The organism is Paracoccus sp. 228, assembly GCF_000967825.1.
Classification (GTDB): Bacteria; Pseudomonadota; Alphaproteobacteria; order Rhodobacterales; family Rhodobacteraceae; genus Paracoccus; species Paracoccus marcusii.
Window position 1 is genome coordinate 91,133 of the sequence record NZ_JYGY01000005.1, and the last position, 24,776, is coordinate 115,908.

Genomic DNA, 24,776 nt, shown 5'->3' on the forward strand with positions numbered 1-24,776 from the left:
ACCGCGCCCGGACCGCAGGTCCGGGCGCCACCGACGGCCGCGACCCCGGCCCGTCAGGGCCGGTCAGGCGCGGTCGTCCGCCCCGCTCACAGTTCGGTCCGCAGGTCCCACAGGTCGGGGAACAGCACCACGTCCAGCATCCGCCGCAGATAGTTCACCCCCGACGTGCCGCCCGATCCGCGCTTGAAGCCGATGATCCGCTCCACCGTCGTCACATGGTTGAACCGCCAGCGGCGGAAGTAATCCTCGAAATCCACCAGCTTCTCGGCCAGCTCATACAGCTCCCAATAACGGCCCGGTTCGCGATAGACCGCCGCCCAGGCCGCCCGCGCCGTCGCGTCCGGCGCATGGGGCGCGTCCAGCGACGTGCGTGCCGCCACGTCGAACCCCGCCGCCCGCAGCCGCCCCAGAACCTCGTCATAGAGCGACGGCCGCGCGGCCTCCGCCCGCAGCGCCTCGGCCAGGTCGGGACGATGCGCATGAGGCGCGATCATCGCCATGTTGCGGTTGCCCGCGACGAATTCGATCATCCGGTATTGATGCGATTGGAACCCGCTGCTTTCGGCCAGCGCGGGGCGGAAGGTCGAATATTCCGACGGCGTCATGGTGCGCAGCACGTCCCAGGCCGAATTCAGCTGCTCCATGATCCGCGCCACGCGGGTCAGCATCTTGAAGGCGGGGCGCAGATCACCCGCAGCGATCCGGTCGCGGGCCGCCCCCATCTCCAGCAGGGCCAGCTTCATCCACAGCTCGGACGTCTGGTGCTGGATGATGAACAGCATCTCGTCATGCGCATCCGACAGGGGGTGCTGCGATGTCAGCAGCCGGTCCAGCCCCAGATAATCGCCATAGGACATGCGCCCGTCGAAGGACATGCGCGCGCCTTCCTGTGCAGGGTCGATGGTCATTGCTTCAGCCTGAACCTCTGGATCTTGCCGGTCTGGGTCTTGGGCAGGGCCTCGCAGAAGACCACCCGGCGGGGATATTTGAAGGGCGCGATCACGTCCTTCACATGCCGCTGCAACCGCTCCGCCGTCGCGGTGTCGGGCACGACGCCGGGGGCCAGCACCACATGCGCCTCGACGATCTGGCCGCGCTCCGGGTCCGGCACCCCGATCACCGCGCATTCCAGCACGTCCGCGTGCGCCAGCAACGCCGCCTCCACATCCGGCCCGGCGATGTTATAGCCCGACGACACAATGATGTCGTCGCAGCGCGCCGCGAAATGGAACCGCCCGTCATCGTCCTGCCAGAAGGTGTCGCCGGTCAGGTTCCAGCCGCCTTGCACATACTCCGCCTGCCGCGCATCGTTCAGATAGCGGCAGCCCGTCGGCCCGATCACCGCCAGCCGCCCCATCTCTCCGCGCGGCACCTCCTGTCCCGCATCGTCCACGATCCGCGCGCGGTATCCCTGCACCGGCCGCCCGGTGCAGCCCGGATGGCTGTCGTCCAGCCGGTTGGTCAGGAAGATGTGCAGCATCTCGGTCGCGCCGATCCCGTCCAGCATCGGCTTGCCGGTGCGGTCGTGCCAGTCCTGCCAGATCGGGGCGGGCAGGGTTTCGCCCGCGCTGATCGCCACGCGCAGGCTGGACAGGTCCGCCCCCTGATCCATCGCGCGCAGCATCACCCGGTACGCCGTGGGCGCGGTCACGCAGATCGTGGCGCGATGGCGTTCGATGATCTCGATCATGTTGGGGGGCGAGGCATTCTCCAGCAGCACCGCGCTGGCCCCGAAGCGCAGCGGGAACACCGCCAGCCCGCCCAGCCCAAACGTGAACGCCAGCGGCGGCGAGCCCACGAAGACATCGTCCGGCCTGACTCCCAGCACCTCCCGCGCATAGCCATCGGCGATGATCAGCAGGTCGCGGTGGAAATGCATCGTGGCCTTGGGCTCGCCCGTTGAACCCGACGTCATCCCCAACAGTGCCACGTCATCCCGCCCGGTCCGCACCGCCTCGAAGCGCACGGGTTTCGTCAGCGCCGCGCGGTCCAGCTCCGCGTCATGGTTCGCGGTGCCGTCGAACCCCACCACGGTGGTCAGCGTGGCCGAGCCCTTGGCAGCCGCCACCAGCTCATCCATCAGCCGCGTGTCGCACAGCGCGTGCGTCACCTGCGCCTTGTCGATGATCTGGGACAACTCCTTGGCGCGCAGCATGGGCATGGTGTTGACCACCACCGCCCCCGCCTTGGTTGCGGCCAGCCAGCAGGCGACCATTGCGGGGTTGTTGGCCGACCGGATCAGCACCCGGTTGCCCGGCCGCAGCCCGTAATCCGCGACCAGCGCATGGGCCAGCCGGTTGGTCCAGTCCGACAGCTCCTTGTAGGTCCGGGCCCGCCCGTTGCCGACCAGCGCGACCCGGTCGCCGAAGCCGCGATCGACCATGCGGTCGGTCAGCTCGGCCCCCGCGTTCAGCCAGTCGGGATAGTCGTATCCGGACAGGTCGATCCGCGGCCAGGCCTCCGGCGGGGGCAGGTTGTCGCGCGTGAAGCTGTCCTCGTGCCCGCTTGGTCCCAGCATGATCGTCCCCCTATTCCGGCACCACGGCCGTGGCCTCGATCTCGACCTTGGCACGGTCCTCGACCAGCGCCACGACCTGCACCAGCGCCATGGCCGGGTAATGCCGCCCGATCACGTCACGATAGGCCGCCCCCACCTCGCGCAGCGCGCCAAGGTATTCGTGCTTGTCGGTGACATACCAGGTCAGCCGCACCAGATGCTGCGGCCCCGCGCCGCCCTCGGCCAGGACCGCCACGATGTTCTCCAGCACCTGCCGGACCTGGCCCGCGAAATCGTCGGTCTGAAAGACCTGATCCGCGTCCCAGCCCACCAGCCCGCCGGTGAAGATCATCCGCCCCCGCGCCATGATCCCGTTGGAATAGCCCGAGGCGCGCTTCCACGTCGCCGGATGCAGGGGTTCATGCATGATGCGCCTCCAGGGTCTGTCGCATGTCGTCGGGCCAGGGCGAGGGGGTGAAGTCGCGGTCCATCCAGACCACGGTGGTCCGCGCCTCCACCCGGTCCCCGCCGCGCACCAGGAAGCGCGCGCTGGACCGGCCCAGATGCTCGACCACCAGCGTCCAGTCCAGCCGGTCGCCAAGCCGCGCGGGCTTGCGGAACGCCATCTCCAGCGCGACGGTGGGCATGCCCTGGCCGGCCGCCATCATCGGGCCAAAGCCATGCCCCACGACCTCCAGAAAGAAGTTCTCCACCATGTGGTTCACCATCTCCGCATAGCGGGGATAGAAGACGATTCCGGCCGGGTCGCAGTGGCAGAACTCGATGGGAATGGTACGGGTATAGGTCATGCGCCCTCCAGGATGCTGCGGGCGATGACGACGCGCTGCACGTCGCTGGCCCCCTCGTAGATGCGCAGGGCGCGGATCTCACGGTACAGGCTCTCGACCGTGCTGCCGGTGCGCACGCCGTCGCCGCCATGCAACTGCACGGCTTGGTCGATGACCTCCTGCGCGATCTCGGTGGCGTACAGCTTGGCCATCGCCGCCTCGCGCGTGATGCGGGGCGCGCCCTGGTCCTTGGCCCAGGCCGCGCGATAGATCAGCAGGGCGGCGGCGTCGATCTTCAGCGCCATGTCGGCCAGATGCCCCTGGACCATCTGCAGCTCGGCCATCGGCGCGCCCTGGATCTGGCGCGACCGCACGCGGGCCAGCGCCTCGTCAAGCGCCCGCCGCGCGAAGCCCAGGGCCGCGGCCCCGACCGTGGGGCGGAAATGATCCAGCACCGTCATGGCGATGCGGAAGCCCTGACCCGGCTGCCCGATCAGCGCGTCCCCCGGCAGCCGCACCCCCGTCAGCCGCAGATGCGCCAGCGGATGCGGGGCCATCACGTCGATGCGCCCGACCACCTCCAGTCCCGGTGTCTCTGCAGGCAGCAGGAATGCCGACAGCCCCCGCGCGCCCGGGGCCTCTCCGGTCCGCGCGACGATCACATAGACATCCGCGATCCCGCCATTCGAGATATAGGTCTTTTCCCCGTCCAGAACCCACCCGTCGCCATCCCGGCGCGCCGTGGTCGCCAGCCGCGCGACGTCCGACCCGGACGCAGGCTCGGTCAGCGCAAAACCCGAAATCGCCCGGCCCGCCCGCGTCCGCTCCAGCCACGCCCGCTGAGGCCCGCTGCCGAACAGCGTCACCGCCCCCATGCCCAGGCCCTGCATGGCAAAGGCGAAATCCGCCAGCCCGTCATGGCGCGCCAGCGTTTCGCGGATCAGGCACAGCGCGCGCACGTCCAGCGCCTCGCCCCCCGAATGCGCCAGCCACCCGCCGTCCCCCAACGCTCGCACCAGGCCCCGGCAGGCCACGTCCACATCGCCGTGATCCACCGGCAGCGCGCCCAGGGCCCAATCCTCCAGCCCCTGGGCCAGCACGCGATGCCTGTCCTCGAAGAACGGCCAGTCCAGAAAGCTGCGATCCATCTTCTTCACCCAAATATCCCGGGGTCCGGGGCCAGAGCCCCGGCGCCCTCAATTGCCTTCGAAGACCGGCGTCTGCTTGGCGACGAAGGCCCGATAGGCCCGCTCGAAATCGCGCGTGGTCATGCAGATGGCCTGGGCCTGCGCCTCGGCCTCGATCGCCTGGTCCAGACCCATGGTCCATTCCTGCAACAGCTGCGTCTTGGTGATGCCATGCGCCCAGACAGGCCCCGCCGCGATCGCCCGCGCCAGATCCATCGCGGCGGCGAAGACGTCGTCATGCAGGCTGTTCCAGAACCCCCACCGCTCGCCCTCCTCAGCGCGCAGCACGCGGCCGGTGTACAAAAGCTCCGCCGCGCGCCCCTGTCCCACGATGCGCGGCAACATCGCGCAGGCGCCCATGTCGCAGCCCGCAAGCCCCACCTTGGTGAACAGGAACGCGGCCTTGGCGGACGGTGCGGCCAGCCGCAGGTCGCTGGCCATGGCCATGATCGCGCCCGCGCCGACGCAGACCCCCTCGACCGCGGCGATCACCGGCTTGCCGCAATGGATCATCGCGCGGACCAGCTCTCCGGTCATGCGGGTGAAGGCCAGAAGCTGCGGCATCTCCATGCCGACCAGCGGGCCGATGATCTCGTGCACGTCACCGCCCGAACAGAAATTCCCGCCGTTGGAGGCGAGCACCACCACATCCACGTCCGACGCATGGGCCAGTTGTCGAAAGCAGGCGCCCAGTTCGGCATAGCTGTCGAAGGTCAGGGGGTTCTTGCGTTCGGGGCGATTCAGGCGGATCACCGCGACGCGGTCCGTGACCTCCCACAGGAAATGCTCGGGCGCCAGATCGGCCATGGGGACGGGTTTCATTCGGGCCTCCCGGCGCGGGACAGGATGTCGCGCAGCGCCTCCAGATCGGTTTCGGACAGTCGGCCCAGGATCGCGTCGACCTCGGCCTCGTGGCCCAGGGCCATGATCTCGAACGCCTCCAGGCCTTCGGGCGTCAGGCGCACGCGAATGCGGCGTCGGTCGCCGTTCTCGGCCTCGCGGCGGACCATGCCGTCGGCCTCCAGCCGGTCGACGACCGCCGTGGCATTGCCGTTCGACACCAGCAGCAGGCGCGACAGCTCGGACATGGTCACGCCCTCGCGCCTGCGCCACAGCGCCGCCATCACGTCGAAGCGGGGCAGGGTCGTGCCATGCGCGCGGCGCAGATAGTCGCGCAGGTGGTTCTCGGCCCCCCGCGTGACGCCCAGAAGGCGAATCCAGGTCTTCAGCCGCCGCTTGGACAGGTCGGTCATGCGCTCTCGCCTCCGTCCAGGACGATGGCCTGGCCGTTCATCCCCGCCGCCGCGTCCGAGGCCAGCCACAGCGCCGCGCCGGTCACCTCGGCGGGCGCGATCAGGCGGCCCTGCGGGTTGCGGACGGTCAGCGCGGCCAGCGCCGCGTCGCGGTCGCGCCCGGTCTTGGCCATGATCCCGTCCAGCGTGCGGCCGGTCATCTCGGTGTCCAGATAGCTGGGGCAGATGGCGTTGGCGGTGATCTGTTTGCCCGCCACCTCCAGCGCGATCGACCGCACCAGCCCCATCACCCCATGCTTGCTGGCCGCATAGGCCGAAGCATAGGCCGCCCCCCGCAGCCCCGCCGCCGAGGACACCGCGATCAACCGCCCCCCCGGTCCCATCTGCGACAGCGCCTGCCGAAAGGTCAGGAAGACCCCCGTCAGGTTGACCGCCATGATGCGGCTGAACTGGTCCAGCGTGGTGCGGGCAAAGGGCGCGGCCTCGGCGATGCCGGCATTGGCGATGACCACCTGGCAGGGGCCGGCGTCGTCGAAAATGCGGCGGACCTGATCCTCATCGCTGACATCGCCCGGCACGGCGCGGATCAGGCCCCCCGCCACCGCCTCCAGTTTCGCCGCATCGCGCCCGGTGATGACGACCTCATGGCCCTCAGCCGCAAAGGCGCGGGCCATGTCGGCCCCCGTGCCGCTGCCGCCGCCGGTGATCAGGACGCGGGTCATGCGCGGATCTCCTCGGCCTGCTTGGCGGCCAGTCGCCGCGCCTGATCGCGGCCTGCGTGATAGGGCAGGGGCCAGTCCGCCGGATCACCAAGGGCCGTCGCCGCATGCAGCGTCCAATACGGGTCGGCCAGATGCGGCCGCCCGATGGCCACCAGATCGGCGCGCCCGGCCATCAGGATGCCGTTGGCCTGATCGGCGTCGGTGATGTTGCCCACCGCCATCGTGGCCAGCCCCGCCTGGTTGCGGATGCGGTCCGAGAAGGGCGTCTGAAACATCCGCCCATAGACGGGCCGCGCCTCGGGCGTCGTCTGACCGGCCGAGACGTCGATGATATCCGCCCCCGCCGCATGGAAGGCCCGCGCGATGGCGACCGATTCGTCGGGCGTCACCCCATCCTCGGTCCAGTCCGTGGCCGAGATGCGCACCGACATGGGCCTGTCCTCGGGCCAGACGGCGCGCATGGCGGCGAAGACCTCCAGCGGCCAGCGCAGGCGGTTCTCCAGGCTGCCGCCATAGTCATCCGTGCGCCGGTTCGACACCGGCGACAGGAACCCCGACAGCAGATAGCCATGCGCCGCATGCAGTTCGATCATGTCGAAGCCTGCCGCATCCGCCATGCGGGTCGCGGCCACGAACTGCTGGGTCACCGCCTCCATGTCGGCGCGGGTCATCTCCTGCGGGACGGCATTGCCCTCGGACCAGGGCAGGGCGGAGGCCGCCATGATCGGCCAGTTCCCCTCCGCCAGCGGCCGGTCCATCCCCTCCCACCCGATGCGGGTGGAGCCCTTGCGGCCCGAATGGCCGATCTGGCAGCAGATCCTGGCATCAGTCTCGGCATGGACGAAATCGGTGATCCGCCGCCAGGCCGCCTGATGCTCGGGCGCGTAGAGGCCCGGACAGCCGGGCGTGATGCGGCCCTCGGGGCTGACACAGGTCATCTCGGTGAAGACCAGGCCCGCGCCGCCCTTGGCGCGTTCGCCGTAATGGACCAGGTGCCAGTCGGTCGGGCAGCCCCCCTGCGCCTTGTACTGCGCCATGGGCGAGACGACGATGCGGTTCTTCAGCGCCATGTCGCGCAGGCGGAAGGGCGCGAAGATCGGCGCGCGGCCCGGCTGGCCGCCGGCCTGCCGTTGGAACCAGTCCTCGGCCTCGCGCACCCAATCCGGGTCGCGCAGGCGCAGGTTCTCATGCCCGATGCGTTGGCTGCGGGTCAGCAGGGAATAGGTGAACTGGATCGGGTCTAGGTCCAGGTAACGCTCGACCTCCTCGAACCATTCCAGGCTGTTTCGGGCGGCCGATTGCAGGCGCAGCACCTCGATGCGCCGTTCCTCCTGATAGCGTTCGAAGGCGCGGGGCAGGTCAGGTTCGGAATGCAGGTAATCGGCCAGCGCGATGGCGCTGTCCAAGGCCAGCCGCGTGCCGGACCCGATCGAGAAATGCCCCGTCGCCGCCGCATCGCCCATCAGCACCACGTTCTCATGATACCACCGCTCGCAGATGACGCGGGGAAAGTTCATCCAGACGGCGGAGCCGCGCAGATGCGCCGCGTTCGACATCAGCTCGTGCCCGCCCAGATGATCCGCGAAGACCGCGCGGCAGGTCTCGACGATCTGCTCTTTCGTCATGCCCTCGAAGCCCATCGCATCCCAGGTCTCTTGCGCGCATTCCACGATGAAGGTCGCGGTGTCGGCATCGAATGAATAGACATGCGCCCAGAGCCAGCCTTGGGGCGTCTTTTCGAAGATGAAGGTGAAGGCGTCGTCGAATTTCTGTTTCGTGCCCAGCCAGACGAACTTGCAGCGGCGCATGTCGATGTCGGGGCGGAACACGTCCGCATACTCAGTGCGGACCTTGCTGTTCAGCCCGTCGCAGGCGACGACCAGGTCATAGTCGCGGCGATAATGTTCAGCGGTCTGGAACTCGGTCCGGAACTGCAGATCGACGCCCAGGTCGCGCGCCCGCTCCTGCAGCAGGATCAGCAGCTGACGCCGCCCGATGCCCGCGAAGCCGTGCCCGCCGGAGACCTGCCGGTGGCCGTCGCGGATGACCGCGATGTCGTCCCAGTAGATGAAGTGATCGCGGATCGCCTGGGCCGAGGACGGGTCGTTCTTCTGCAACCGCGACAGCGCGTCATCGGACAGCACCACGCCCCATCCGAAGGTGTCGCCCGCGCCGTTGCGCTCTAGCACGGTCACGTCATGCGACGGGTCGCGCAGCTTCATCGAGATCGCGAAGTAAAGGCCCGCAGGCCCGCCACCCAGACAGAGAATCTTCATCCCGTGCCACCTCCTGCGATGCAGGCTGGCACGGGTCCGAAATCATTTCAAGCTTGAAACTTCTCTGGCGATGGAGGCTGCGATCATCGCGGGCACTTCGGGGGCCAGGCCCACCGGGTCCAGGCGCGGGCCGGTGAAGCCCGCCTGATCCAGCGCCTGCGGCAGGTCGTCCAGCACATGCTCGGCGCGCAGCGCGAACAGCGGCAGGCTGATGGCGCGGTCGAGGCCGCGGGCGGCGTCGGCGATGAAGGGCTCCTGTTCGACGAAGCCCGCGACCACGCGGGCGAAATGCGGCGCGATGCGGGCGGCCAGCGCCATGGTGATGTCATGGCTGGCCTGTCCGCGCTGCGATCCATGCGCCGACAGCAGCAGCGTCGTGTCGGACAGCGCCCAGCCCTGCGTCTCCGCCGCCTGCCGCGCCTTTTCGACGACCAGCGCGTCGAGGCCCGGATCGGTGCCGAAGGGGCGCATGATATGCGCGCCCGGCGCGCCGGCCTGGGTCAGGCGGCGGGGCAGTTCGACGCCGGTGAACCAGCCCTCGGCCATGAACATCGGATAGATGATGCAGTCGCTGCGGCAGGTGCGGGGCAGGGCGTCGGGGTCGGCCAAGGTCGCGCCCAGGACCTCGACGCCGGGGGCGTGGGCCGCGACCTGGGCGGCCAGCGCCTCGATGGCGGCCTGCTGGGGGGCGGGGTCGCCGGGCTGACCATGCGAGACGATGACGGCGCGCGACAGGGTCTGCGGCTGATCGGCGTCGTGGAAATATTGGGCCAGCGCCGCGGGCATGGGGAATTCGGCCAAGGCGCGAGCGCGGGCCTCGGCCGACATCTTGCGGGCGGTCTTCTCGATGATGCGGGGGATCTTGTGATCGGGCTGTTCGGCCATGAAGTCGCCCAGATACCAGCGGATGAAGGTGAAGCAGATCACATCCTCCAGCGCCTGCACCTGGGGGTCGCGCTTGATGCCCTGTTTCGTCAGCATCTTGCGGGCGCGGTCGATGTCATCGGCGTCATAGCCCGCATCGGCCATGATGCCGGCGATGCGATCCGCGTGACGGCGGCCCTGTTCCTGGCGCCAGGCCAGATAGCCGGGGCGGTTCATCGGATAGTCGGCCCGCGGCAGCAGCCAGCGTTCGACATGCTGGCCGCGGCAGGCGATGCGCAGAACGTCGTCGGCGTCGGGGAACAGGCGCTGCTGTTCCGCCGTCATGCGCTGGCCATAGAGGAGGTTCGCAGGCTTGCCGTCGTCCAGGTTCGGATCCTGGGCATTGGCGGCATCGATAGCGGTGAAGGCATGGTCGAGGCGGGTCATCGCGGGCTCCGGCTGGTTCGGGGGGAGTGTGCGCGGGGCGCGCGCAGGTGGCAAGCGGGCAGGGGGGCGCCGCCCCCCGTCCTGCGGACTCCCCCGGGGTATTTGGGCAAAGGAGAAATCTCAGGGCAGGGCGAAGAGGTCGGGGATGTCCCGGCGGTCGTCCAGAAGGATCTGTGCGGTCAGGTCGGCGATCAGCGGGGCCATGCCGAAGCCGATCTTAAATCCGCCATTGACGATCAGGTGGCCGGGGCGGCCGGGCCACGGGGCCAGCACCGGCGCGCGCGAGCGGGCGCGGGGGCGCAGGCCGGCCCAGATGTCGAGGACGGGTGCATCGGCCAGCGCCGGGCAGATCGCGACGGCGCGGGCCAGCAGGTCCTGGGCCTGATGATCGGGGTGTACGGTGTCGTAGGTGTTTTCCGAGGTCGAGCCTATGGCCGTGGTGCCGTCCGCATGGGGCACGATGTGCAGCCCGTCGGCAAAGACCTGAGGGCTGTCCGGGGCAGCGTGGGAGAGAAGCAGCGACTGACCCTTGACCCCCTGACCGATCTTGCGGTCCAGCGCGCTGTTCAGCGCCACAAGTCCCGGCGTGCCCGTGGCCCAGATCGTGGGGGCGTGGGCGTCGGGGGCCGGCGTATGTTCATGGATCTGGCCGCCCCCGGCGCGGATCGCCGCGGCCAGGGCCTGCAGGGCGGCGCGGGGGTTCAGGCGGGCGGTCAGCCCGTCGGTCAGCCACAGGCCGGTGGGGCTGGGCGGGATCAGCGGGCCCTGGGGGTCGCGGGTCAGCGCCATGCCCATGGCGGCGGGCCACTGGCGCGCGGCGGCCGCGATGCGGTCGGGCAGGCGGGCGGCGGTATCCATGTCGGGCACGGGTTGCAGGCGGCCGGTGCGGGCGTAACCCGTGGGCAGGCGGGAGGCCAGTTCGACGCTGGCCCAGAAGGCGGGGGCGGCCAGAAGGCTGTCCAGCTGCAGCTGTTTCTTGATGTTCCAGGGGTCGGGCGCATGGGGGGCCAGGGCGCCCACATGGCCGCCCGAGGATCCTGCGCCGATGGTCGCGGCCTCGAACACGGTGACCCGCGCGCCGCGCCGGATCAACGCCCAGGCACAGGCCAGCCCGAAGACGCCGGCCCCCGCCACATGGATCACCCTTGCCAAAGCCGCGTCCTTTCCCGACAGATGCGTCATGAGCGACCTAACCCATCCCCGCCCCGATGACGAGCCTGCGCTGGACTGGCGCGATGGGGGCGTTCCCGTGTCACAGCAGTTCGACGACCCCTATTTCAGCCTGGGCGGCGGGCTGGAGGAGACGCGGCACGTCTTCCTTGCGGGCAACGACCTGCCGGCACGGCTGAGGCCGGGGTTCCACGTGGCCGAGACGGGGTTCGGCACCGGTCTGAACGCATTGGCGCTGGCGCAGGTGGCGACCGTGCCCGTGCGGATGACCAGCTTCGAGGCCTTTCCGATGAGCCGCGCCCAGCTAGAGCAGGCGCATGCCGCCTTTCCCGACCTGTCGGCACTGGCGGCGCAGCTGCGCGACGGGTGGGGGCAGGGGGTGATCCGCTTGGGACAGGTCGCGCTGACCGTGGTCCTGGGCGATGTGCGCCGGACGTTGCCCGCGTGGCGGGACGCGGCGGATGCGTGGTTCCTGGACGGGTTCTCTCCGGCCAAGAACCCGCAGATGTGGGGCGCGGACGTGATGGCCGAGGTGGGCGCACATACCGCGCCGGGGGGCACGTTCGCCACCTATACCGCCGCGGGCCATGTCCGCCAGGCGCTGTCGGATGCCGGGTTCGACGTCCTTCGCAGCCCCGGTTTCGGGCGCAAGCGCCACATGAGCCGGGGGCGGCTGAGGACGTCGGACGGCTGAATCCGCGGTCCCGCACTGGCAATCGGGGCGGGCAGGGCCTATCTGCGGGACCGGACAGCTGTGCGCGAGGCGCGCCACGGTCCCCGAACTCACCTACAGGAGAGGCCCATGGGCGCGATCATCGACATCGACCACCTGTCCAAGGAATATGGCAGCGGCACCAAGGCGCTGGACAACGTGACCCTGTCCATCGACGAGGGAGAGATCATCGCCCTGCTGGGCCCGAACGGGGCGGGCAAGACCACGCTGATCTCGATCATCTGCGGGCTGGTGGTGCCGACCGGCGGCACGGTCCGCGTGGGCGGGCACGACATCCGCACAGACTGGCGCGCCGCGCGCAAGCTGATCGGCCTGGTCCCCCAGGAAATCGCGCTGGAACCGTTCGAGAAGGTCATCAACTGCGTCCGCTTCACCCGCGGGCTGTACGGCATGCCCCCGGACGAGGCCTATATCGAGCGCATCCTGCGGTCGCTGTCGCTGTGGGACAAGCGCGACGCCGCCACGCGGGAACTGTCGGGCGGCATGAAGCGCCGCGTGCTGATCGCCAAGGCGCTGTCGCACCAGCCCAAGGTGCTGTTCCTGGACGAACCCACGGCGGGCGTCGACGTCGCCCTGCGCCGCGAGATGTGGCAGGTCGTGGGCGATCTGCGCCGCGAGGGCGTGACGATCATCCTGACCACCCATTACCTGGAGGAGGCCGAGGAGATGGCCGACCGCATCGGCGTCATCGCCAAGGGCAGCCTGCTGCTGGTCAAGCCGACCAGCGAGCTGATGGGAGAGTTCGGCAAGAAGACCCTGTCGATCGAGCTGGACCAGCCTTTGGCCGCGATCCCGGACGATCTGTCCGGGCGCGGGTTGTCGCTGTCGGATGACGGGCGGCGGCTGTCCTTCGAATACGACACGCGGGCCGAACGTACCGGCATCGCGCGCCTTCTGGGCGATCTGGCCGCGCGCAGCATCACCGTGCGCGATGTGTCCACGCGGCAATCCAGCCTCGAGGACGTCTTCCTTTCCCTGGTCTCCGAGGACGCGGCATGAGCATTAACTGGTTTGGCGTCTGGTCCATCTTTCACCACGAGATGATGCGGTTCTTCCGCACCATCTGGCAGTCGCTGGCATCGCCCGTGCTGTCCACGGTGCTGTATTTCGTCGTCTTCGGCGCGGCCATCGGCGGGCGCATCCAGTCGGTCGAGGGGGTCGAATACGCGGCCTTCATCGTGCCGGGCCTGATGATGCTGACCGTGCTGCAGCAGGCCGTCAGCAACGCAAGCTTCGGCATCTATTTCCCCAAGTTCAGCGGCACGATCTATGAATACCTGGTGTCGCCCGTCGGCTGGATCGAGGTCACGATGGGCTTCGTCGGCGCGGCGGCGGTCAAGTCGATCCTGATCGCGCTGGTGATCCTGCTGACCAGCTTCGTCTTCGTCGGCGTCCACATCCTGCACCCGTTCTGGATGGTGGCCTTCCTGGTCCTGTCGTCGATCGGCTTCAGCCTGCTGGGCTTCATCATCGGGCTGTGGGCCAAGTCGTTCGAACAGCTGCAGATCGTGCCGATGATGGTCATCATGCCGCTGGTCTTCCTGGGCGGCGCCTTCTATTCGGCCAGCATGCTGCCGCCCTTCTGGGAGGGCGTGGCCAAGCTGAACCCGGTCCTCTACCTGATCTCGGGGTTCCGCTGGTCGTTCTTCGGACTGGCCGACGTGCCGGTGGGGGTATCGCTGGTGGCGGTGGGGATCATGGTCGTGATCTGCCTGGCCATCATCCGCTGGATCTTTGCCACCGGCTGGCGCCTGCGCGATTAGGGGCGCAGGCTGCCGCAGATCCGCGCCTGCGGGTCCAGACGCACGTATTCGCGGGCCGAGATGATCTTCATCTCCATCGAGCGGTTCCAGCCCCCGAACCACCGTTCGCGGATGCCGCCACGATAGAAGTTGCCCATGATCTGATCGACATAGGGCGGGATGATTTGGGTGCCCTGGATGCGCGGCGCGTGAAACCCGATCCGCGCCTGCGGCCCCAGGCAGGCATTGGGCATCGTCGTCAGGATCGTGCAGGCCGACCGGCAATATCCGCGGATGCGCACCGTGCGGCCCGACAATGCCAGCTCCTGCCGGGTCTGCACCATCTCCAGCACGTTGCCGCCGCGGTTGTTCCACACGTCGATGAACTCTCCCGCGCGCTGGATGCCTTGCGGCTGCTGGGCCAAAGCGGGGGTCGCGACCGTCAGGGCGGCGGCAAGGATCAGGGCAAGGCGGCGGGGCTTCATCATGGCGACATCTGGTCCTTTTTTGGGCTGTGGTGAAATCACGTTCCGGCGACGACGGGCATCGGGAACGCGCATTGCCGTGAACCGGTTGCCCGCGGGGGACGTTGGGCCCGCGAACCCATATCGGAGAAGCCCATGTTCCGCCTGCTCAGGCTGTTTGCCATCTTCAAGATGATCCGTCGTTTCATGGGCCGCCGCTGACCGCGGAACGGACTTTCCCCGCGATCCAGAATCGCTTATGTGCGGCGGATGCAGCAGAACCCGCCCGAACTTCGCCCCGACCTTGCGCGTGCGCGCGTCCCGGATGACCGTCGTGATGGTCAGCCGACCATCGGCATGGTCAGCCTTGGCTGCCCCAAAGCCTTGGTGGACAGCGAACGCATCCTGACTCGCCTGCGGGCCGAAGGCTATGCGATCAGCGCCGATTACCATGGTGCGGATGCCGTGGTGGTCAACACCTGCGGGTTCCTAGACAGCGCCAAGGCCGAGAGCTTGGATGCCATCGGCGAGGCGCTGCGCGAGAACGGCCGCGTCATCGTCACCGGCTGCCTGGGGGCGGAACCGGATTACATCACCGGCGCGCATCCCAAGGTCTTGGCCGTGACCGGGCCGCATCAATACGAACAGGTGCTGGACGCGGTCCATGCCGCCGTGCCGCCGCAGCCCGATCCGTTCATCGACCTGCTGCCCGCCAGCGGGGTCAGCCTGACGCCGCGTCATTACAGCTATCTGAAGATCTCGGAAGGCTGCAATCACAAGTGCAAGTTCTGCATCATCCCCGACATGCGCGGCCGGCTGGTCAGCCGCCCGGCCCATGCCGTGGTGCGCGAGGCCGAGCGCCTGGTGCAGGCCGGGGTGCGGGAACTGCTGGTCATCAGCCAGGACACCAGCGCCTATGGGCTGGACCTGAAGCACGCGACTGACCGGGGGCACCGCGCCCACATCACCGATCTGGCGCGTGATCTGGGCAGCCTTGGGGCCTGGGTCCGGCTGCATTACGTCTATCCCTATCCGCATGTGCGCGACCTGATCCCGCTGATGGCGGATGGCTTGGTCCTGCCCTATCTGGACATTCCCTTCCAGCACGCCCACCCCGACGTCCTGCGCCGCATGGCGCGTCCGGCAGCGGCGGCCAAGACCCTGGACGAGATCGCCGCCTGGCGCGACATCTGCCCCGACATCACCCTGCGCTCGACCTTCATCGTGGGCTATCCCGGAGAGACCGAGGCAGAGTTCCAGACCCTGCTGGACTGGCTGGACGAGGCGCAGCTGGACCGCGTCGGCGCGTTCCAGTACGAAAACGTCAAGGGCGCGCGGGCCAACGACCTGCCCGACCACGTGCCCGACGCGGTCAAGCAGGACCGCTTTGCGCGGTTCATGGAAAAGGCCCAGGCCATCAGCGCCGCCAAGCTGGAGGCCAAGGTCGGCAAGCGCATCCAGGTGATCGTCGACGAGGTCGACGAGCGTGGCGCCACCTGCCGCACCAAGGCCGACGCCCCCGAGATCGACGGAAACCTGTTCATCGACGAGGGGTTTGACGCCCTGTCGCCTGGCGATATTGTGACCGTGACGGTGGACGAGGCGGGCGACTATGACCTTTGGGGAACACTTGAGCGCTGACGCCCTGTCGCGCCTGGTCACCACGCTGACGATCAGCCCGGCCTTCGATCCCCAGGGCCAGCCCCGCAAGCCCGGCGCGCTGTGCATCGGCGCGCAGAAGGCCGGGACCAGCTGGCTGGCCCAGATGCTGGGCCAGCATCCGCAGGTCTGGATCCCGCCCTTCAAGGAGGTGCAGTATTTCAACCATCTGCACATCCCCGAACACCGCCGCTGGATCGCCTGGCATTACCGCAACAAGCCGCAGGAGATCCGCGACCGCCACAAGACGCGCAAGGTCGAGCTGCAGCCCGAGCTGGACGCCTATCTGACGGCCATCACCAGCGGCAAGATGTTCCACAACCAGTGGTACAAACGCGTCTTCGCCCCCGCGCCCGAACACGCGATGCCGATGGATTTCACCCCGGAATATTCCGGCCTGCCGGACGAGGGGGTGCAGGCGGTCCGCGACCTGCTGCCCAAGGCGCGCGTGATCTATCTGATCCGCCACCCTGTCGATCGCGCCATATCGCAGCTGCGCATGAACCTGCGCCGGGAAAAGCGCGTGCCTGCGACCGAGGCCGACTGGCTGGCCGAGGTCGCGAACCCGGTCCTGGACGAACGGGGCGACTATGCCGCGTATCTGCCGCGCTGGCTTAGGCGCTATCCCGACATGCTGGTCCTTCCCTTTGGTCGGATCGCGCGCGCGCCGCACCGGGTGATGGACGCGGTCGAGGCGCATCTGGGACTGGGCCCCTGCTTCTACGCCAACCTGACGCAGAAAGTGTTCGCCAATCCCGACGGCCCGATGCCGCCCCCCGCGGCCATCGCCGCGCTGGAGGCGCGCCTGGCCCCTCAGATGGACGCGCTGCGCGACATCATGGGCGGCGATTTCGTGGACGAGGTGCGCTGATCTTCCATCGGACGCCCGTTTCCCTTACAAAGCGGCAAATTCACAGGAGTTTCCGATGGCGTCCTATCAGTTCGTCTACCACATGGACGGCGTGTCCAAGACCTATCCCGGCGGCAAGAAGGTGTTTGAGAACATCAAGCTGAACTTCCTGCCGGGCGTCAAGATCGGCGTCGTCGGCGTCAACGGATCGGGCAAATCCAGCCTGATGCGCGTGATGGCCGGCATCGACAAGGATTTCACCGGAGAGGCCTGGGCCGCAAAGGGCGCGACCGTCGGCTATCTGCCGCAGGAGCCGCATCTGGACGAAAGCCTGGACGTGCGCGGCAACGTCATGCTGGGGGTCGCGGCCAAGCAGGCCAAGCTGGACCGCTACAACGAGCTGGCGATGAACTACTCGGACGAGACCGCCGAGGAGATGTCCGCCCTGCAGGACCAGATCGACGCCGAGAACCTGTGGGACCTGGACAGCCAGGTCGATGTCGCGATGGAGGCCCTGCGCTGCCCGCCCGACGACGCCGATGTCAGCACCCTGTCGGGCGGCGAACGCCGCCGGGTCGCGCTGTGCAAGCTGCTGCTTGAGGCGCCGGACATGCTGCTGCTGGACGAACCGACCAACCACCTGGACGCCGAGACCATCGCCTGGCTGCAGAAGCACCTGATCGAATACAAGGGCACGATCCTGATCGTCACCCACGACCGCTATTTCCTGGACGACATCACGACCTGGATCCTGGAGCTGGAGCGCGGCCGCGGCATCCCGCACGAGGGGAACTATTCCTCGTGGCTGGACGCCAAGGCCAAGCGCGTGGCGCAGGAGGCCCGCGAGGACAAGTCCAAGCAGAAGGTCCTGGAGAAGGAACTGGAATGGATCCGCGCCGGCGCCAAGGCCCGTCAGGCCAAGCAGAAGGCCCGTGTCAACGCCTATAACGAGATGGCCAACAAGACCGAGAAGGAGCGCATCACCAGCGCCCAGATCATCATCCCGAACGGCGAGCGCCTGGGCGGCAAGGTGATCGAGGTCATCGGCCTGAAGAAGGCGATGGGCGACAAGCTGCTGATCGAGAACCTGGACTTCACCATCCCGCCCGGCGGCATCGTCGGCGTGATCGGTCCCAACGGCGCGGGCAAGTCGACGCTGTTCCGCATGCTGACCGGCCAGGAGCAGCCCGACGAGGGCACGATCACCCTGGGCGAGACGGTGCAGCTGTCCTATGTCGACCAGTCGCGCGACGCGCTGGGCGACAACCACAACGTCTGGGAGGAGATCAGCGGCGGTGCCGAGTTGATCGCCCTGGGCGACGCGACGATGAACAGCCGCGCCTATTGCAGCGCCTTCAACTTCAAGGGCAGCGACCAGCAGAAGAAGGTCGGCACCCTGTCGGGCGGCGAACGCAACCGCGTGCACATGGCCAAGCTGCTGAAGTCGGGCGGCAACGTGCTGCTGCTGGACGAACCGACCAACGACCTGGACGTCGAGACGCTGCAGGCGCTGGAGGCGGCGCTGGACGACTTCGCGGGCTGCGCGGTGATCATCAGCCACGACCGCTTCTTCCTGGACCGTCTGTGCACGCACATCCTGGCGTTCGAGGGCGACGCCCATGTCGAATGGTTCGAAGGCAACTTCGAGGCCTATGAGGAGGACAAGATTCGCCGCCTGGGCCCTGATTCGGTGAACCCCAAGCGCGTGAAGTACAAGAAGTTCACACGCTGATCGCACCTGTTGCGGCAATGAAAAAGGCGGCCCCCGCGGGGGCCGCCTTTCGCGTTCGGACCGTGTCGATCAGAATCGGAACGAGGCGCGCACCTGCACCATGTCGGAATCGATGTCGAAACCCGACACGTCGTTGACGTCGTCGAAGTCCTGGCGGGTGTATTCCGCGCCCAGGGTCATGCGCTCGGTGACCTTGAAGTCGGCGCCGATGCCATAGGTGAAGGCGGTTTCGGACAGGTCGTCCGTTTCGACGTGCGCAGCGCCCAGAGAGACGTAGGGCATGAAGCGGCCCAGGTCATAGCCCGCGCGGCCGCGCAGCCGGACCAGATCGCCTTCGCCGGCCTCGTCCAGGTCAATGCGGTTGTAGTCCAGCTCGCCGCCCAGGACGAACTGGCCGAAATCGCGGTTGTAGCCACCGTGGACGCCGTAGGCATCGAAGTCCAGCGAGTCGGCGTCACTCAGGTCGGCATCGCCCTGGCCGTACTGCAGACCGGCATAAAAGCCGGTCCAGTCGGACACGGGTGCCGCGACGGGGGCGACGACGGGTGCGGGGGCGGGCTCGACCACGGGGGCGACATAGCCACCGGCATGGGCGGTGACGGCGAACAGGCTTGCGCCCAGGGTTGCGAATGCAAGTTTCATGATGGGGGTCCTTCTCAGTCTGATGACGGGGCAGACCTAACCGTCTGACCCTGCTGCCGAAAGGTTGACGCCCGGAATGCCCGTGCGCGGCGTTGCATGGTCGCAACCACAGGCTTGTGAACCCGCGTGAGCGACGCCAGCCGAACCCGTGCATGGGGCCGCACAGGGGGCCTGTGCCGATCACGACCTGCCACCGCGGAGCATGTGCGCAGGCCGAGAGGGGCGGTTCACCGCCGGTGCGGACCTTGTCGAGGCCGTGAGCCTGTCAGGATGTGACCTGCCGGGCCCCGCCGCAGGACCGCTTGCCGGTCATGGCCGGATTGGTCGGCAGGGGGGCATCGGGGGTGCGGGCGTCCTGGGGGGCGGGGATCACGATGGGCGTGGGCGCCGGGGCCTGGGGCGGCCCGGTCTGGGCCCAGGCCGCAGGGCCGGTCAGGGCACCCAAGGCCAGCGCGGTCAGGAACGATCGGGGCATGGGACAGTCCTTTTGCAGGGGACGACTGTCTCAGGGTGCGCCCGAATCACGCTTCCGCAAAGCGGAAAAACCGATAGTGTCAGCGCGTCTTTCCGGAAAAGCCCGGCGGGCGGCGGGCGATCCAGGCCCAGAACGGGGCCAGGTCGGGATGGGTGCGCAGCGCCTCGACCGTGTTCACATTTCGCGCCAGCTCCGTCTCGCGCAGGGTCTTGTGGATCGTCTTGTGGCAGATGTGGTGCAGCAGCACCGTAGGGCCCCCCTTGCCGCCGCGCAGCTTGGGGATCAGGTGATGACGGCTTTGCGGCACGTCGGGCGGGATCGGGCGCAGACACAGCGGGCAGACCGGGTCGGGGTCTGACGCCATCGTGACCTCTGGTTCGGTATATCTGGATTTACGCATCTGTCCGCCGTCGGTTAGGCCGAAGGACATCTGACCCCGGACCCGCCGAAAGGACAAGCCATGCCGACCCGCCGCTTTCTTCTGGCCTCTGCCGGCGCTTTCGCGGCGATGCCCGCCTTTGCGCAGGACCGCCCCAACCCGATGCCCGAGGAGCTGCGCCAAGCGCTGGAACGCGACCCGACCGCACCGGTGCTGGGCAATCCCGATGGCAACATCACCCTGACCGAGTTCTTCGATTACAACTGTCCGCATTGCAAGACGATGCTGCCGCTGATGTCGGAACTGGTCCGGTCGGACCCACAGCTGCGGGTAGTGCTGCGCGAATGGCCGGTCTTCGGTCCCGGATCGGAATTCGCGGCGCGCGCGTCGCTGGCGACGCTGCCCACGGGGAACTACTGGCGGCTGCACGCCGCCCTGCTGGGCATGCGCGCCCGCGCCGAGGAGGCGACCGTGATGCGCGTTGTCCGCGATCTGGGCCTGGACGAGGCCGCGATCCGCACGGGCATGCAGGCCGATACCGTCGAACGCCACATCACCTACAGCCACCTGCTGGGCGACCACATGGGGCTGATGGGGACGCCAAGCTTCATCTGCGGGGACGAGGCCGCGTTCGGCGCGATGACGCTGGAAGAGCTGCGCGCGCTGGTCCAGCGCGGACGGCGGACGATGGGGGTCTAGTCCCCCGCCGGGTCGCGCCGCCCCCACGCGGCGTCCTGCATCTCGCGCAGGCGGGATGCGGTTCGTTCGAACTCGAAGCTGCCTTCGCCCTCGTTGTACAGCTGTTCGGGCTGGTCCGCCCCGCTGGCGATCAGCCGGACCCGCGCCTCGTAAAGGGCGTCGATCAGCGTCACGAAGCGCTTGGCCTCATTATAGTTCGACGCCGACAGCCGCGGCACGCCGTCGATCAGCAGCACGTCGACCGCCCGCGCCACCGCGAGGTAATCCGCGGGCCCAAGCGGCTTGCCGCACAGGTCCCAGAAGCTGGACCGTGCCGCACGCCCGACATGGGCGGGCAGGGTGACCTGGCGCCCCTGCACGGTCAGGACCAGCGGTTCGGGCGTGGCGTCGCCGGTCAGCTCGGCCCAGACGGCGTCCAGTTCGGCCCGTGCCGCCGCGTCGGCGGGGGCAAACCAGACCTGACCGCCCTGGCGGTTCTGGCGATAGTCGGTGCGGCTGTCCAGGCACACCACCTCCATCCGCTGGCGGATCAGTGCGATGAATGGCAGGAACAGCTGGCGGTTCAGCCCATGCTTGTACAGGTCGTCCGGTTCGCGGTTCGACGTTGTGATCACCGTCACCCCCTGGTCGAACAGAACCTGGAACAGCCGCCCCACGATCATCGCGTCGGCGATGTCGGTGATCTGCATCTCGTCAAAGCACAGCAGGCGGACCTGGGCCGCCACGGCCTCGGCCACGGGGCGGACGGTGTCCTGCTCGCCGCGCTTGCGCGCCTCGTTCAGGCCGGCCTGGATCTCTTGCATGAATTCGTGGAAATGCACCCGCCGGGTGGGAATGTCGCCGGCCGCGTCGGCCATCAGGTCCATCAGCATGGACTTGCCGCGCCCCACGCCGCCCCACAGATACAACCCCTGCACCGCGGGCACCGGATCGGGGCTGCCCACGCCCAAAAAGGCCCGCCACGCCGATCGCGGCTTCTGCGGCGGTGCCGCCTGCAGCTGATCCAGAACGCGGTCCATGTGCGGCAGCACCGCTGCCTGCGCGTCGTCGTGGCGCAGCGCGCCCGATGCGATGCGCTGGCGGTAAAGATCGCTGACCTTGCCCATGGCGTGCCCCTGTCCTGTGACCGATGCACCCCTGCCACGGCGCGGCCCGTGCCCGCAAGGGTCTGCGGCCTTGACCACCGCGGCGTCCCCGTGCGACGCCCGACGCGATCCCCGCTGACGAAGGTGCGCCGATGACCGACCTGCCGATCCTGTTCGTGATGGCCGCCCAGCCCGAATACGGCCCGGCCCTGCGCGCGCGCATCCAGCCGCTGATGACCGGCATCGGCCCGATCGAGGCCGCGGTGCAGTTGACCGCCGCGCTGGCCCGCATGGACCGGCTGCCCCGGCTGATCGTGTCGCTGGGGTCGGCCGGGTCCGCGCGTCTGGCCCAGACCGAGGTCTATCAGGTGGGCGCCGTCGCCTGGCGCGACATGGATGCCAGCGCGCTGGGGTTCGCGTGGGGCTGCACGCCGCTTCTGGACCTGCCGCGGGTGATCGACCTGCCGCACCGCATCCCCGGCCTGCCGGTGGCCAGCCTGTCCACCGGCGCCGACATCGTCAGCGGCCCGGCCTATGCCGCGATCGAGGAGGACATGGTCGACATGGAGACCTTTGCCCACCTGCGCGCCGCCCAGAATTTCGGCGTGCCGCTGATCGGGCTGCGCGGCATCTCCGACGGGGCGGCCGATCTGGGCGGGATGGACGACTGGACCCGCTATCTTCAGGTGATCGACGGCAAGCTGGCCGCGGCGGTGGACCTGCTGCACAAGGCGCTGGCGCAGGGACGGCTGGTCCTGTGACAGGGCGCACGCTTGTCCTTGGGGCGGCAGCCCCCTAAACCGGGGCGGCAACGGACAAAGACGGGCAAGCATGGCACGCGGCGCAAGCAATCTGGAAGACCGGCCCACCAGCCGGCGGGTGGGGGCGCTTGGCGCGCTGTGGCCGTTCGTCCGGCCCTATCGCGGGCAGATGGTGCTGGCGCTGGTGGCGCTGGTGCTGACATCGGCGATCAGCCTGATCCTGCCGCTGGCCGCACGCCGGGTGGTCGACAATTTCGACGACGGCGCGGGCCTTCTGGACAAGTATTTCGGCGCGGCCCTGATGATCGTGGCGCTGCTGGCCCTGGGCACGGCGGCGCGGTACTTCTTCGTGACACGGCTGGGCGAACGGGTCGTGGCCGACATCCGCAAGGCCGTCTATGCCCGCGTGATCACCCTGTCGCCCGCCTTCTTCGAACGCGTGATGACGGGGGAAATCCTGTCGCGCATCACCACCGACACCACGTTGATCCAGTCGGTCGTGGGGTCGTCGCTGTCCATCGCGCTGCGCAACATGCTGATCCTGGCGGGGGGCATGGCGATGCTGGCCTGGACCTCGGTCAAGCTGATGGGGCTGGTGTTGCTGATCGTGCCCGCCATCCTGATCCCGATCATCGTGCTGGGACGCCGCCTGCGCGCCCTGTCGCGCGCCAACCAGGACTGGATCGCCGCATCCTCGGGCACAGCGTCCGAAACCCTGCTGGCCGCCCAGACCATCCAGGCCTACACCGCCGAGGCGCGCAGCATGGTGCGCTTTGACGACGTGACCGAACAGTCCTATGTCGTGGCCCGCACCCGCATCGGCACCCGCGCGGTGATGACCGCCATCGTGATCTTCCTGATCTTTGCGGGCGTCATCGGCGTGCTGTGGGTCGGCGCGCGCGACGTCCAGGACGGGGTGATGACCGCGGGCCAGCTAGTGCAGTTCGTGATCTATGCAATCCTGGTTGCGGGCGCGGCCGGCGCGCTGTCCGAGATCTGGGGCGAACTGCAACGCGCCGCCGGGGCGACCGAACGCCTGGCCGAACTGCTGTCCGCGACGGACACGCTGACCGATCCGGCGCGCCCGGTGCCCCTGCTGCTGCCCGTGCGCGGAGAGATCGTGCTGGAGGGGGTGGCCTTCAGCTTTCCCTCGCGTCCCGACGCTCCGGCCCTGCACGGGATCGACCTGACCATCCGGCCGGGGGAGACCGTGGCGCTGGTCGGCCCGTCTGGGGCGGGCAAGACGACCGTGATCCAGCTGATCCAGCGGTTCTGGGATCCGCAATCGGGCCGCGTGACGATGGACGGCACCGACCTGCGCCAGCTGGCGCGCGTCGATCTGCGCAGCCATATCGCGCTTGTTCCCCAGGACCCGGTGATCTTTGCCGCATCCGCCGCCGACAACATCCGCCTTGGCCGCCCCGACGCGACCGACGCGCAGGTGCAGGCCGCGGCGCGGGCGGCGCATGCGCATGACTTCATCGCGGCCCTGCCGCAGGGCTATGATACCGCGTTGGGCGAACGCGGCGTGATGCTGTCCGGCGGTCAGCGCCAGCGCGTGGCCATCGCCCGCGCGATCCTGCGCGACGCGCCGGTCCTGCTGCTGGACGAGGCGACCAGCGCGCTGGACGCGGAATCCGAATCGCTGGTCCAGGCCGCCGTCAGCCGCCTGGCCGAGGGGCGCACGACCGTCGTCGTGGCCCACCGCCTGGCGACGGTCAAGAAGGCCGACCGGATCGTGGTCCTGGATCAGGGCCGGATCGTGGCCACCGGCAGCCATGACGAACTGGTCGCGCAGGGCGGGCTCTATGCGCGCCTGGCGCGGATGCAGTTCACCGACGGGCCGGGCGACAGGCCGGCCGACCCCGCCTAGCGCGGGGCGGCCAGCACCATCGCCCAGAACACCGTCCGCCCGTCCGCCGCCAGCGCCTGGCCGATGCCCACGTGGCGCACCCGCGCATGCAGCATGTTCGACCGGTGCCCCGCCGACCGCGCCCAGCTGCGCATCGCGGCACCTGCGTCGCGCTGGCCCGCGGCGATGTTCTCGGCCACGACGGAGGCGGCATAGCCCGCCAACCGGGCGCGCGCCTTGACGCCCCCGCCGCCCCGATGGCTGAGCCTGCCGCGGGCGGCCATCTCGCACGCTTGGCGGGTCGCCGCCGCCGTCAACGCGGGATCGACCGTCACCGCGCCCAGCCCGGCCTGGGCCCGCATCTGGCTGACGGAGGACGCGATCGCCTGGCTGGCCCGGGGCGGGGGCGTGGCGCAGGATGTCGACGCATGGGCCGGCCATGCGCTGGCCACGATCAGCGCCAGCGCGGCGATGCGGTTGAAATGTCGGGTCATCCGAT

Annotated in this window: 26 protein-coding genes; 9 read left to right on the forward strand and 17 right to left on the reverse strand. The window is 68.8% G+C overall.

Annotated features, from left to right (window positions below; all coding sequences use genetic code 11):
- Positions 1–86 precede the first annotated feature (86 nt).
- The 11 genes from SY26_RS15285 to SY26_RS15340 all read right to left on the reverse strand — a co-directional run bounded on the left by SY26_RS15285 (position 87) and on the right by SY26_RS15340 (position 11,186).
- Positions 87–908, reverse strand: a complete 822-nt coding sequence (locus tag SY26_RS15285; RefSeq protein ID WP_046001237.1) for a tryptophan 2,3-dioxygenase — start codon at positions 906–908, stop codon at positions 87–89.
- Entirely contained in the window at positions 905–2,518 is a 1,614-nt protein-coding gene (locus SY26_RS15290; protein WP_046001238.1) for a benzoate-CoA ligase family protein, read from the reverse strand. The genes SY26_RS15285 and SY26_RS15290 overlap by 4 nt, the downstream gene beginning before the upstream one ends.
- 10 nt (positions 2,519–2,528) lie before the next feature.
- Positions 2,529–2,924 (reverse strand): RidA family protein, encoded by a 396-nt coding sequence (locus tag SY26_RS15295; protein WP_046001239.1) that lies wholly within the window; start codon positions 2,922–2,924, stop codon positions 2,529–2,531.
- Complete coding sequence (locus tag SY26_RS15300) at positions 2,917–3,306, reverse strand: thioesterase family protein (protein ID WP_046001240.1); 390 nt, start codon at positions 3,304–3,306, stop codon at positions 2,917–2,919. The genes SY26_RS15295 and SY26_RS15300 overlap by 8 nt, the downstream gene beginning before the upstream one ends.
- Positions 3,303–4,433: an acyl-CoA dehydrogenase family protein gene (locus SY26_RS15305; protein WP_046001241.1), complete on the reverse strand. Its 1,131-nt coding sequence runs from the start codon at positions 4,431–4,433 to the stop codon at positions 3,303–3,305. The genes SY26_RS15300 and SY26_RS15305 overlap by 4 nt, the downstream gene beginning before the upstream one ends.
- Positions 4,434–4,481: 48 nt before the next feature.
- Complete coding sequence (locus tag SY26_RS15310) at positions 4,482–5,294, reverse strand: enoyl-CoA hydratase family protein (RefSeq protein ID WP_084693878.1); 813 nt, start codon at positions 5,292–5,294, stop codon at positions 4,482–4,484.
- Positions 5,291–5,725 (reverse strand): MarR family winged helix-turn-helix transcriptional regulator, encoded by a 435-nt coding sequence (locus SY26_RS15315; protein ID WP_046001243.1) that lies wholly within the window; start codon positions 5,723–5,725, stop codon positions 5,291–5,293. Before SY26_RS15315 ends, SY26_RS15310 begins: the two co-directional genes overlap by 4 nt.
- Complete coding sequence (locus SY26_RS15320; RefSeq protein WP_046001244.1) at positions 5,722–6,447, reverse strand: SDR family NAD(P)-dependent oxidoreductase; 726 nt, start codon at positions 6,445–6,447, stop codon at positions 5,722–5,724. Before SY26_RS15320 ends, SY26_RS15315 begins: the two co-directional genes overlap by 4 nt.
- Positions 6,444–8,723 carry a bifunctional salicylyl-CoA 5-hydroxylase/oxidoreductase gene (locus SY26_RS15325; RefSeq protein ID WP_046001245.1) on the reverse strand — a complete coding sequence of 760 codons (2,280 nt, stop codon included), beginning with the start codon at positions 8,721–8,723 and terminating at the stop codon, positions 6,444–6,446. Before SY26_RS15325 ends, SY26_RS15320 begins: the two co-directional genes overlap by 4 nt.
- A gap of 42 nt (positions 8,724–8,765) precedes the next feature.
- A complete protein-coding gene (locus SY26_RS22235) occupies positions 8,766–10,034 on the reverse strand; it encodes a DUF4202 family protein (RefSeq protein WP_369799444.1) in 1,269 nt (422 codons plus the stop codon).
- Between the two features lie 120 nt (positions 10,035–10,154).
- Positions 10,155–11,186 (reverse strand): FAD-binding oxidoreductase, encoded by a 1,032-nt coding sequence (locus SY26_RS15340; RefSeq protein WP_139598994.1) that lies wholly within the window; start codon positions 11,184–11,186, stop codon positions 10,155–10,157.
- A 28-nt stretch (positions 11,187–11,214) separates the two neighbouring features.
- On the opposite strand from SY26_RS15340, the gene mnmD reads away from it, so the two are divergent.
- From mnmD to SY26_RS15355, 3 genes are all read left to right on the forward strand, one after another.
- The gene (gene mnmD / locus SY26_RS15345) at positions 11,215–11,898 is read left to right on the forward strand and encodes a tRNA (5-methylaminomethyl-2-thiouridine)(34)-methyltransferase MnmD (protein WP_046001247.1); all 684 of its coding nucleotides are present in this window, start codon (positions 11,215–11,217) and stop codon (positions 11,896–11,898) included.
- A gap of 108 nt (positions 11,899–12,006) precedes the next feature.
- Positions 12,007–12,936 (forward strand): ABC transporter ATP-binding protein, encoded by a 930-nt coding sequence (locus SY26_RS15350; protein WP_046001248.1) that lies wholly within the window; start codon positions 12,007–12,009, stop codon positions 12,934–12,936.
- Between the two features lie 2 nt (positions 12,937–12,938).
- Positions 12,939–13,700, forward strand: a complete 762-nt coding sequence (locus tag SY26_RS15355; protein ID WP_045983333.1) for an ABC transporter permease — start codon at positions 12,939–12,941, stop codon at positions 13,698–13,700.
- Here SY26_RS15355 and SY26_RS15360 read toward each other — a convergent pair.
- The gene (locus SY26_RS15360; protein WP_232303364.1) at positions 13,697–14,167 is read right to left on the reverse strand and encodes a hypothetical protein; all 471 of its coding nucleotides are present in this window, start codon (positions 14,165–14,167) and stop codon (positions 13,697–13,699) included. The two genes, SY26_RS15355 and SY26_RS15360, sit on opposite strands and share 4 nt — an antisense overlap.
- 246 nt (positions 14,168–14,413) lie before the next feature.
- Between SY26_RS15360 and rimO the strand changes: the two genes are divergently transcribed.
- From rimO to ettA, 3 genes are read left to right on the forward strand one after another with little or no spacing between them, the layout of a single operon-like run.
- Positions 14,414–15,784, forward strand: a complete 1,371-nt coding sequence (rimO, locus tag SY26_RS15365; RefSeq protein ID WP_046001249.1) for a 30S ribosomal protein S12 methylthiotransferase RimO — start codon at positions 14,414–14,416, stop codon at positions 15,782–15,784.
- Positions 15,774–16,673, forward strand: a complete 900-nt coding sequence (locus SY26_RS15370; protein WP_198143188.1) for a sulfotransferase — start codon at positions 15,774–15,776, stop codon at positions 16,671–16,673. The genes rimO and SY26_RS15370 overlap by 11 nt, the downstream gene beginning before the upstream one ends.
- Positions 16,674–16,728: 55 nt before the next feature.
- Positions 16,729–18,384, forward strand: coding sequence for an energy-dependent translational throttle protein EttA (gene ettA / locus SY26_RS15375; RefSeq protein WP_045983314.1), 1,656 nt, complete (start codon positions 16,729–16,731; stop codon positions 18,382–18,384).
- Positions 18,385–18,453: 69 nt separating this feature from the next.
- Here ettA and SY26_RS15380 read toward each other — a convergent pair whose 3' ends face one another.
- From SY26_RS15380 to SY26_RS15390, 3 genes are all read right to left on the reverse strand, one after another.
- Positions 18,454–19,026, reverse strand: a complete 573-nt coding sequence (locus SY26_RS15380) for an outer membrane protein (protein WP_046001250.1) — start codon at positions 19,024–19,026, stop codon at positions 18,454–18,456.
- Between the two features lie 265 nt (positions 19,027–19,291).
- Entirely contained in the window at positions 19,292–19,501 is a 210-nt protein-coding gene (locus tag SY26_RS15385) for a hypothetical protein (protein ID WP_046001251.1), read from the reverse strand.
- A gap of 79 nt (positions 19,502–19,580) precedes the next feature.
- Positions 19,581–19,901 (reverse strand): HNH endonuclease, encoded by a 321-nt coding sequence (locus tag SY26_RS15390; protein WP_232303365.1) that lies wholly within the window; start codon positions 19,899–19,901, stop codon positions 19,581–19,583.
- Between the two features lie 60 nt (positions 19,902–19,961).
- Between SY26_RS15390 and SY26_RS15395 the strand changes: the two genes are divergently transcribed.
- Entirely contained in the window at positions 19,962–20,579 is a 618-nt protein-coding gene (locus tag SY26_RS15395) for a DsbA family protein (protein ID WP_046001252.1), read from the forward strand.
- Here the strand turns inward: SY26_RS15395 and zapE are convergent.
- On the reverse strand, positions 20,576–21,685 hold the full coding sequence (gene zapE, locus SY26_RS15400) for a cell division protein ZapE (protein ID WP_046001253.1): 1,110 nt from the start codon (positions 21,683–21,685) through the stop codon (positions 20,576–20,578). The genes SY26_RS15395 and zapE overlap by 4 nt on opposite strands.
- Positions 21,686–21,816: 131 nt before the next feature.
- Between zapE and SY26_RS15405 the strand changes: the two genes are divergently transcribed.
- Both SY26_RS15405 and SY26_RS15410 read left to right on the forward strand, forming a co-directional pair.
- On the forward strand, positions 21,817–22,425 hold the full coding sequence (locus SY26_RS15405; protein ID WP_046001254.1) for a 5'-methylthioadenosine/S-adenosylhomocysteine nucleosidase: 609 nt from the start codon (positions 21,817–21,819) through the stop codon (positions 22,423–22,425).
- Between the two features lie 70 nt (positions 22,426–22,495).
- Positions 22,496–24,298, forward strand: coding sequence for an ABC transporter transmembrane domain-containing protein (locus SY26_RS15410; protein WP_046001255.1), 1,803 nt, complete (start codon positions 22,496–22,498; stop codon positions 24,296–24,298).
- On the opposite strand, the gene SY26_RS15415 is transcribed toward SY26_RS15410, so the two are convergent.
- Positions 24,295–24,771, reverse strand: a complete 477-nt coding sequence (locus SY26_RS15415) for a CAP domain-containing protein (protein WP_052715324.1) — start codon at positions 24,769–24,771, stop codon at positions 24,295–24,297. The genes SY26_RS15410 and SY26_RS15415 overlap by 4 nt on opposite strands.
- Positions 24,772–24,776 lie beyond the last annotated feature (5 nt).

What these genes read in the sequence shown, in the direction of transcription:
- SY26_RS15285 (WP_046001237.1), bottom strand. Translation starts at nt 908, where the DNA reads ATGACCATCGACCCTGCACAGGAAGGCGCGCGCATGTCCTTCGACGGG.
- SY26_RS15290 (WP_046001238.1), bottom strand. Translation starts at nt 2,518, where the DNA reads ATGCTGGGACCAAGCGGGCACGAGGACAGCTTCACGCGCGACAACCTG.
- SY26_RS15295 (WP_046001239.1), bottom strand. Translation starts at nt 2,924, where the DNA reads ATGCATGAACCCCTGCATCCGGCGACGTGGAAGCGCGCCTCGGGCTAT.
- SY26_RS15300 (WP_046001240.1), bottom strand. Translation starts at nt 3,306, where the DNA reads ATGACCTATACCCGTACCATTCCCATCGAGTTCTGCCACTGCGACCCG.
- SY26_RS15305 (WP_046001241.1), bottom strand. Translation starts at nt 4,433, where the DNA reads ATGGATCGCAGCTTTCTGGACTGGCCGTTCTTCGAGGACAGGCATCGC.
- SY26_RS15310 (WP_084693878.1), bottom strand. Translation starts at nt 5,294, where the DNA reads ATGAAACCCGTCCCCATGGCCGATCTGGCGCCCGAGCATTTCCTGTGG.
- SY26_RS15315 (WP_046001243.1), bottom strand. Translation starts at nt 5,725, where the DNA reads ATGACCGACCTGTCCAAGCGGCGGCTGAAGACCTGGATTCGCCTTCTG.
- SY26_RS15320 (WP_046001244.1), bottom strand. Translation starts at nt 6,447, where the DNA reads ATGACCCGCGTCCTGATCACCGGCGGCGGCAGCGGCACGGGGGCCGAC.
- SY26_RS15325 (WP_046001245.1), bottom strand. Translation starts at nt 8,723, where the DNA reads ATGAAGATTCTCTGTCTGGGTGGCGGGCCTGCGGGCCTTTACTTCGCG.
- SY26_RS22235 (WP_369799444.1), bottom strand. Translation starts at nt 10,034, where the DNA reads ATGACCCGCCTCGACCATGCCTTCACCGCTATCGATGCCGCCAATGCC.
- mnmD (WP_046001247.1), top strand. Translation starts at nt 11,215, where the DNA reads ATGAGCGACCTAACCCATCCCCGCCCCGATGACGAGCCTGCGCTGGAC.
- SY26_RS15350 (WP_046001248.1), top strand. Translation starts at nt 12,007, where the DNA reads ATGGGCGCGATCATCGACATCGACCACCTGTCCAAGGAATATGGCAGC.
- SY26_RS15360 (WP_232303364.1), bottom strand. Translation starts at nt 14,167, where the DNA reads ATGATGAAGCCCCGCCGCCTTGCCCTGATCCTTGCCGCCGCCCTGACG.
- rimO (WP_046001249.1), top strand. Translation starts at nt 14,414, where the DNA reads ATGCAGCAGAACCCGCCCGAACTTCGCCCCGACCTTGCGCGTGCGCGC.
- ettA (WP_045983314.1), top strand. Translation starts at nt 16,729, where the DNA reads ATGGCGTCCTATCAGTTCGTCTACCACATGGACGGCGTGTCCAAGACC.
- SY26_RS15380 (WP_046001250.1), bottom strand. Translation starts at nt 19,026, where the DNA reads ATGAAACTTGCATTCGCAACCCTGGGCGCAAGCCTGTTCGCCGTCACC.
- SY26_RS15385 (WP_046001251.1), bottom strand. Translation starts at nt 19,501, where the DNA reads ATGCCCCGATCGTTCCTGACCGCGCTGGCCTTGGGTGCCCTGACCGGC.
- SY26_RS15390 (WP_232303365.1), bottom strand. Translation starts at nt 19,901, where the DNA reads ATGCGTAAATCCAGATATACCGAACCAGAGGTCACGATGGCGTCAGAC.
- SY26_RS15395 (WP_046001252.1), top strand. Translation starts at nt 19,962, where the DNA reads ATGCCGACCCGCCGCTTTCTTCTGGCCTCTGCCGGCGCTTTCGCGGCG.
- zapE (WP_046001253.1), bottom strand. Translation starts at nt 21,685, where the DNA reads ATGGGCAAGGTCAGCGATCTTTACCGCCAGCGCATCGCATCGGGCGCG.
- SY26_RS15405 (WP_046001254.1), top strand. Translation starts at nt 21,817, where the DNA reads ATGACCGACCTGCCGATCCTGTTCGTGATGGCCGCCCAGCCCGAATAC.
- SY26_RS15410 (WP_046001255.1), top strand. Translation starts at nt 22,496, where the DNA reads ATGGCACGCGGCGCAAGCAATCTGGAAGACCGGCCCACCAGCCGGCGG.
- SY26_RS15415 (WP_052715324.1), bottom strand. Translation starts at nt 24,771, where the DNA reads ATGACCCGACATTTCAACCGCATCGCCGCGCTGGCGCTGATCGTGGCC.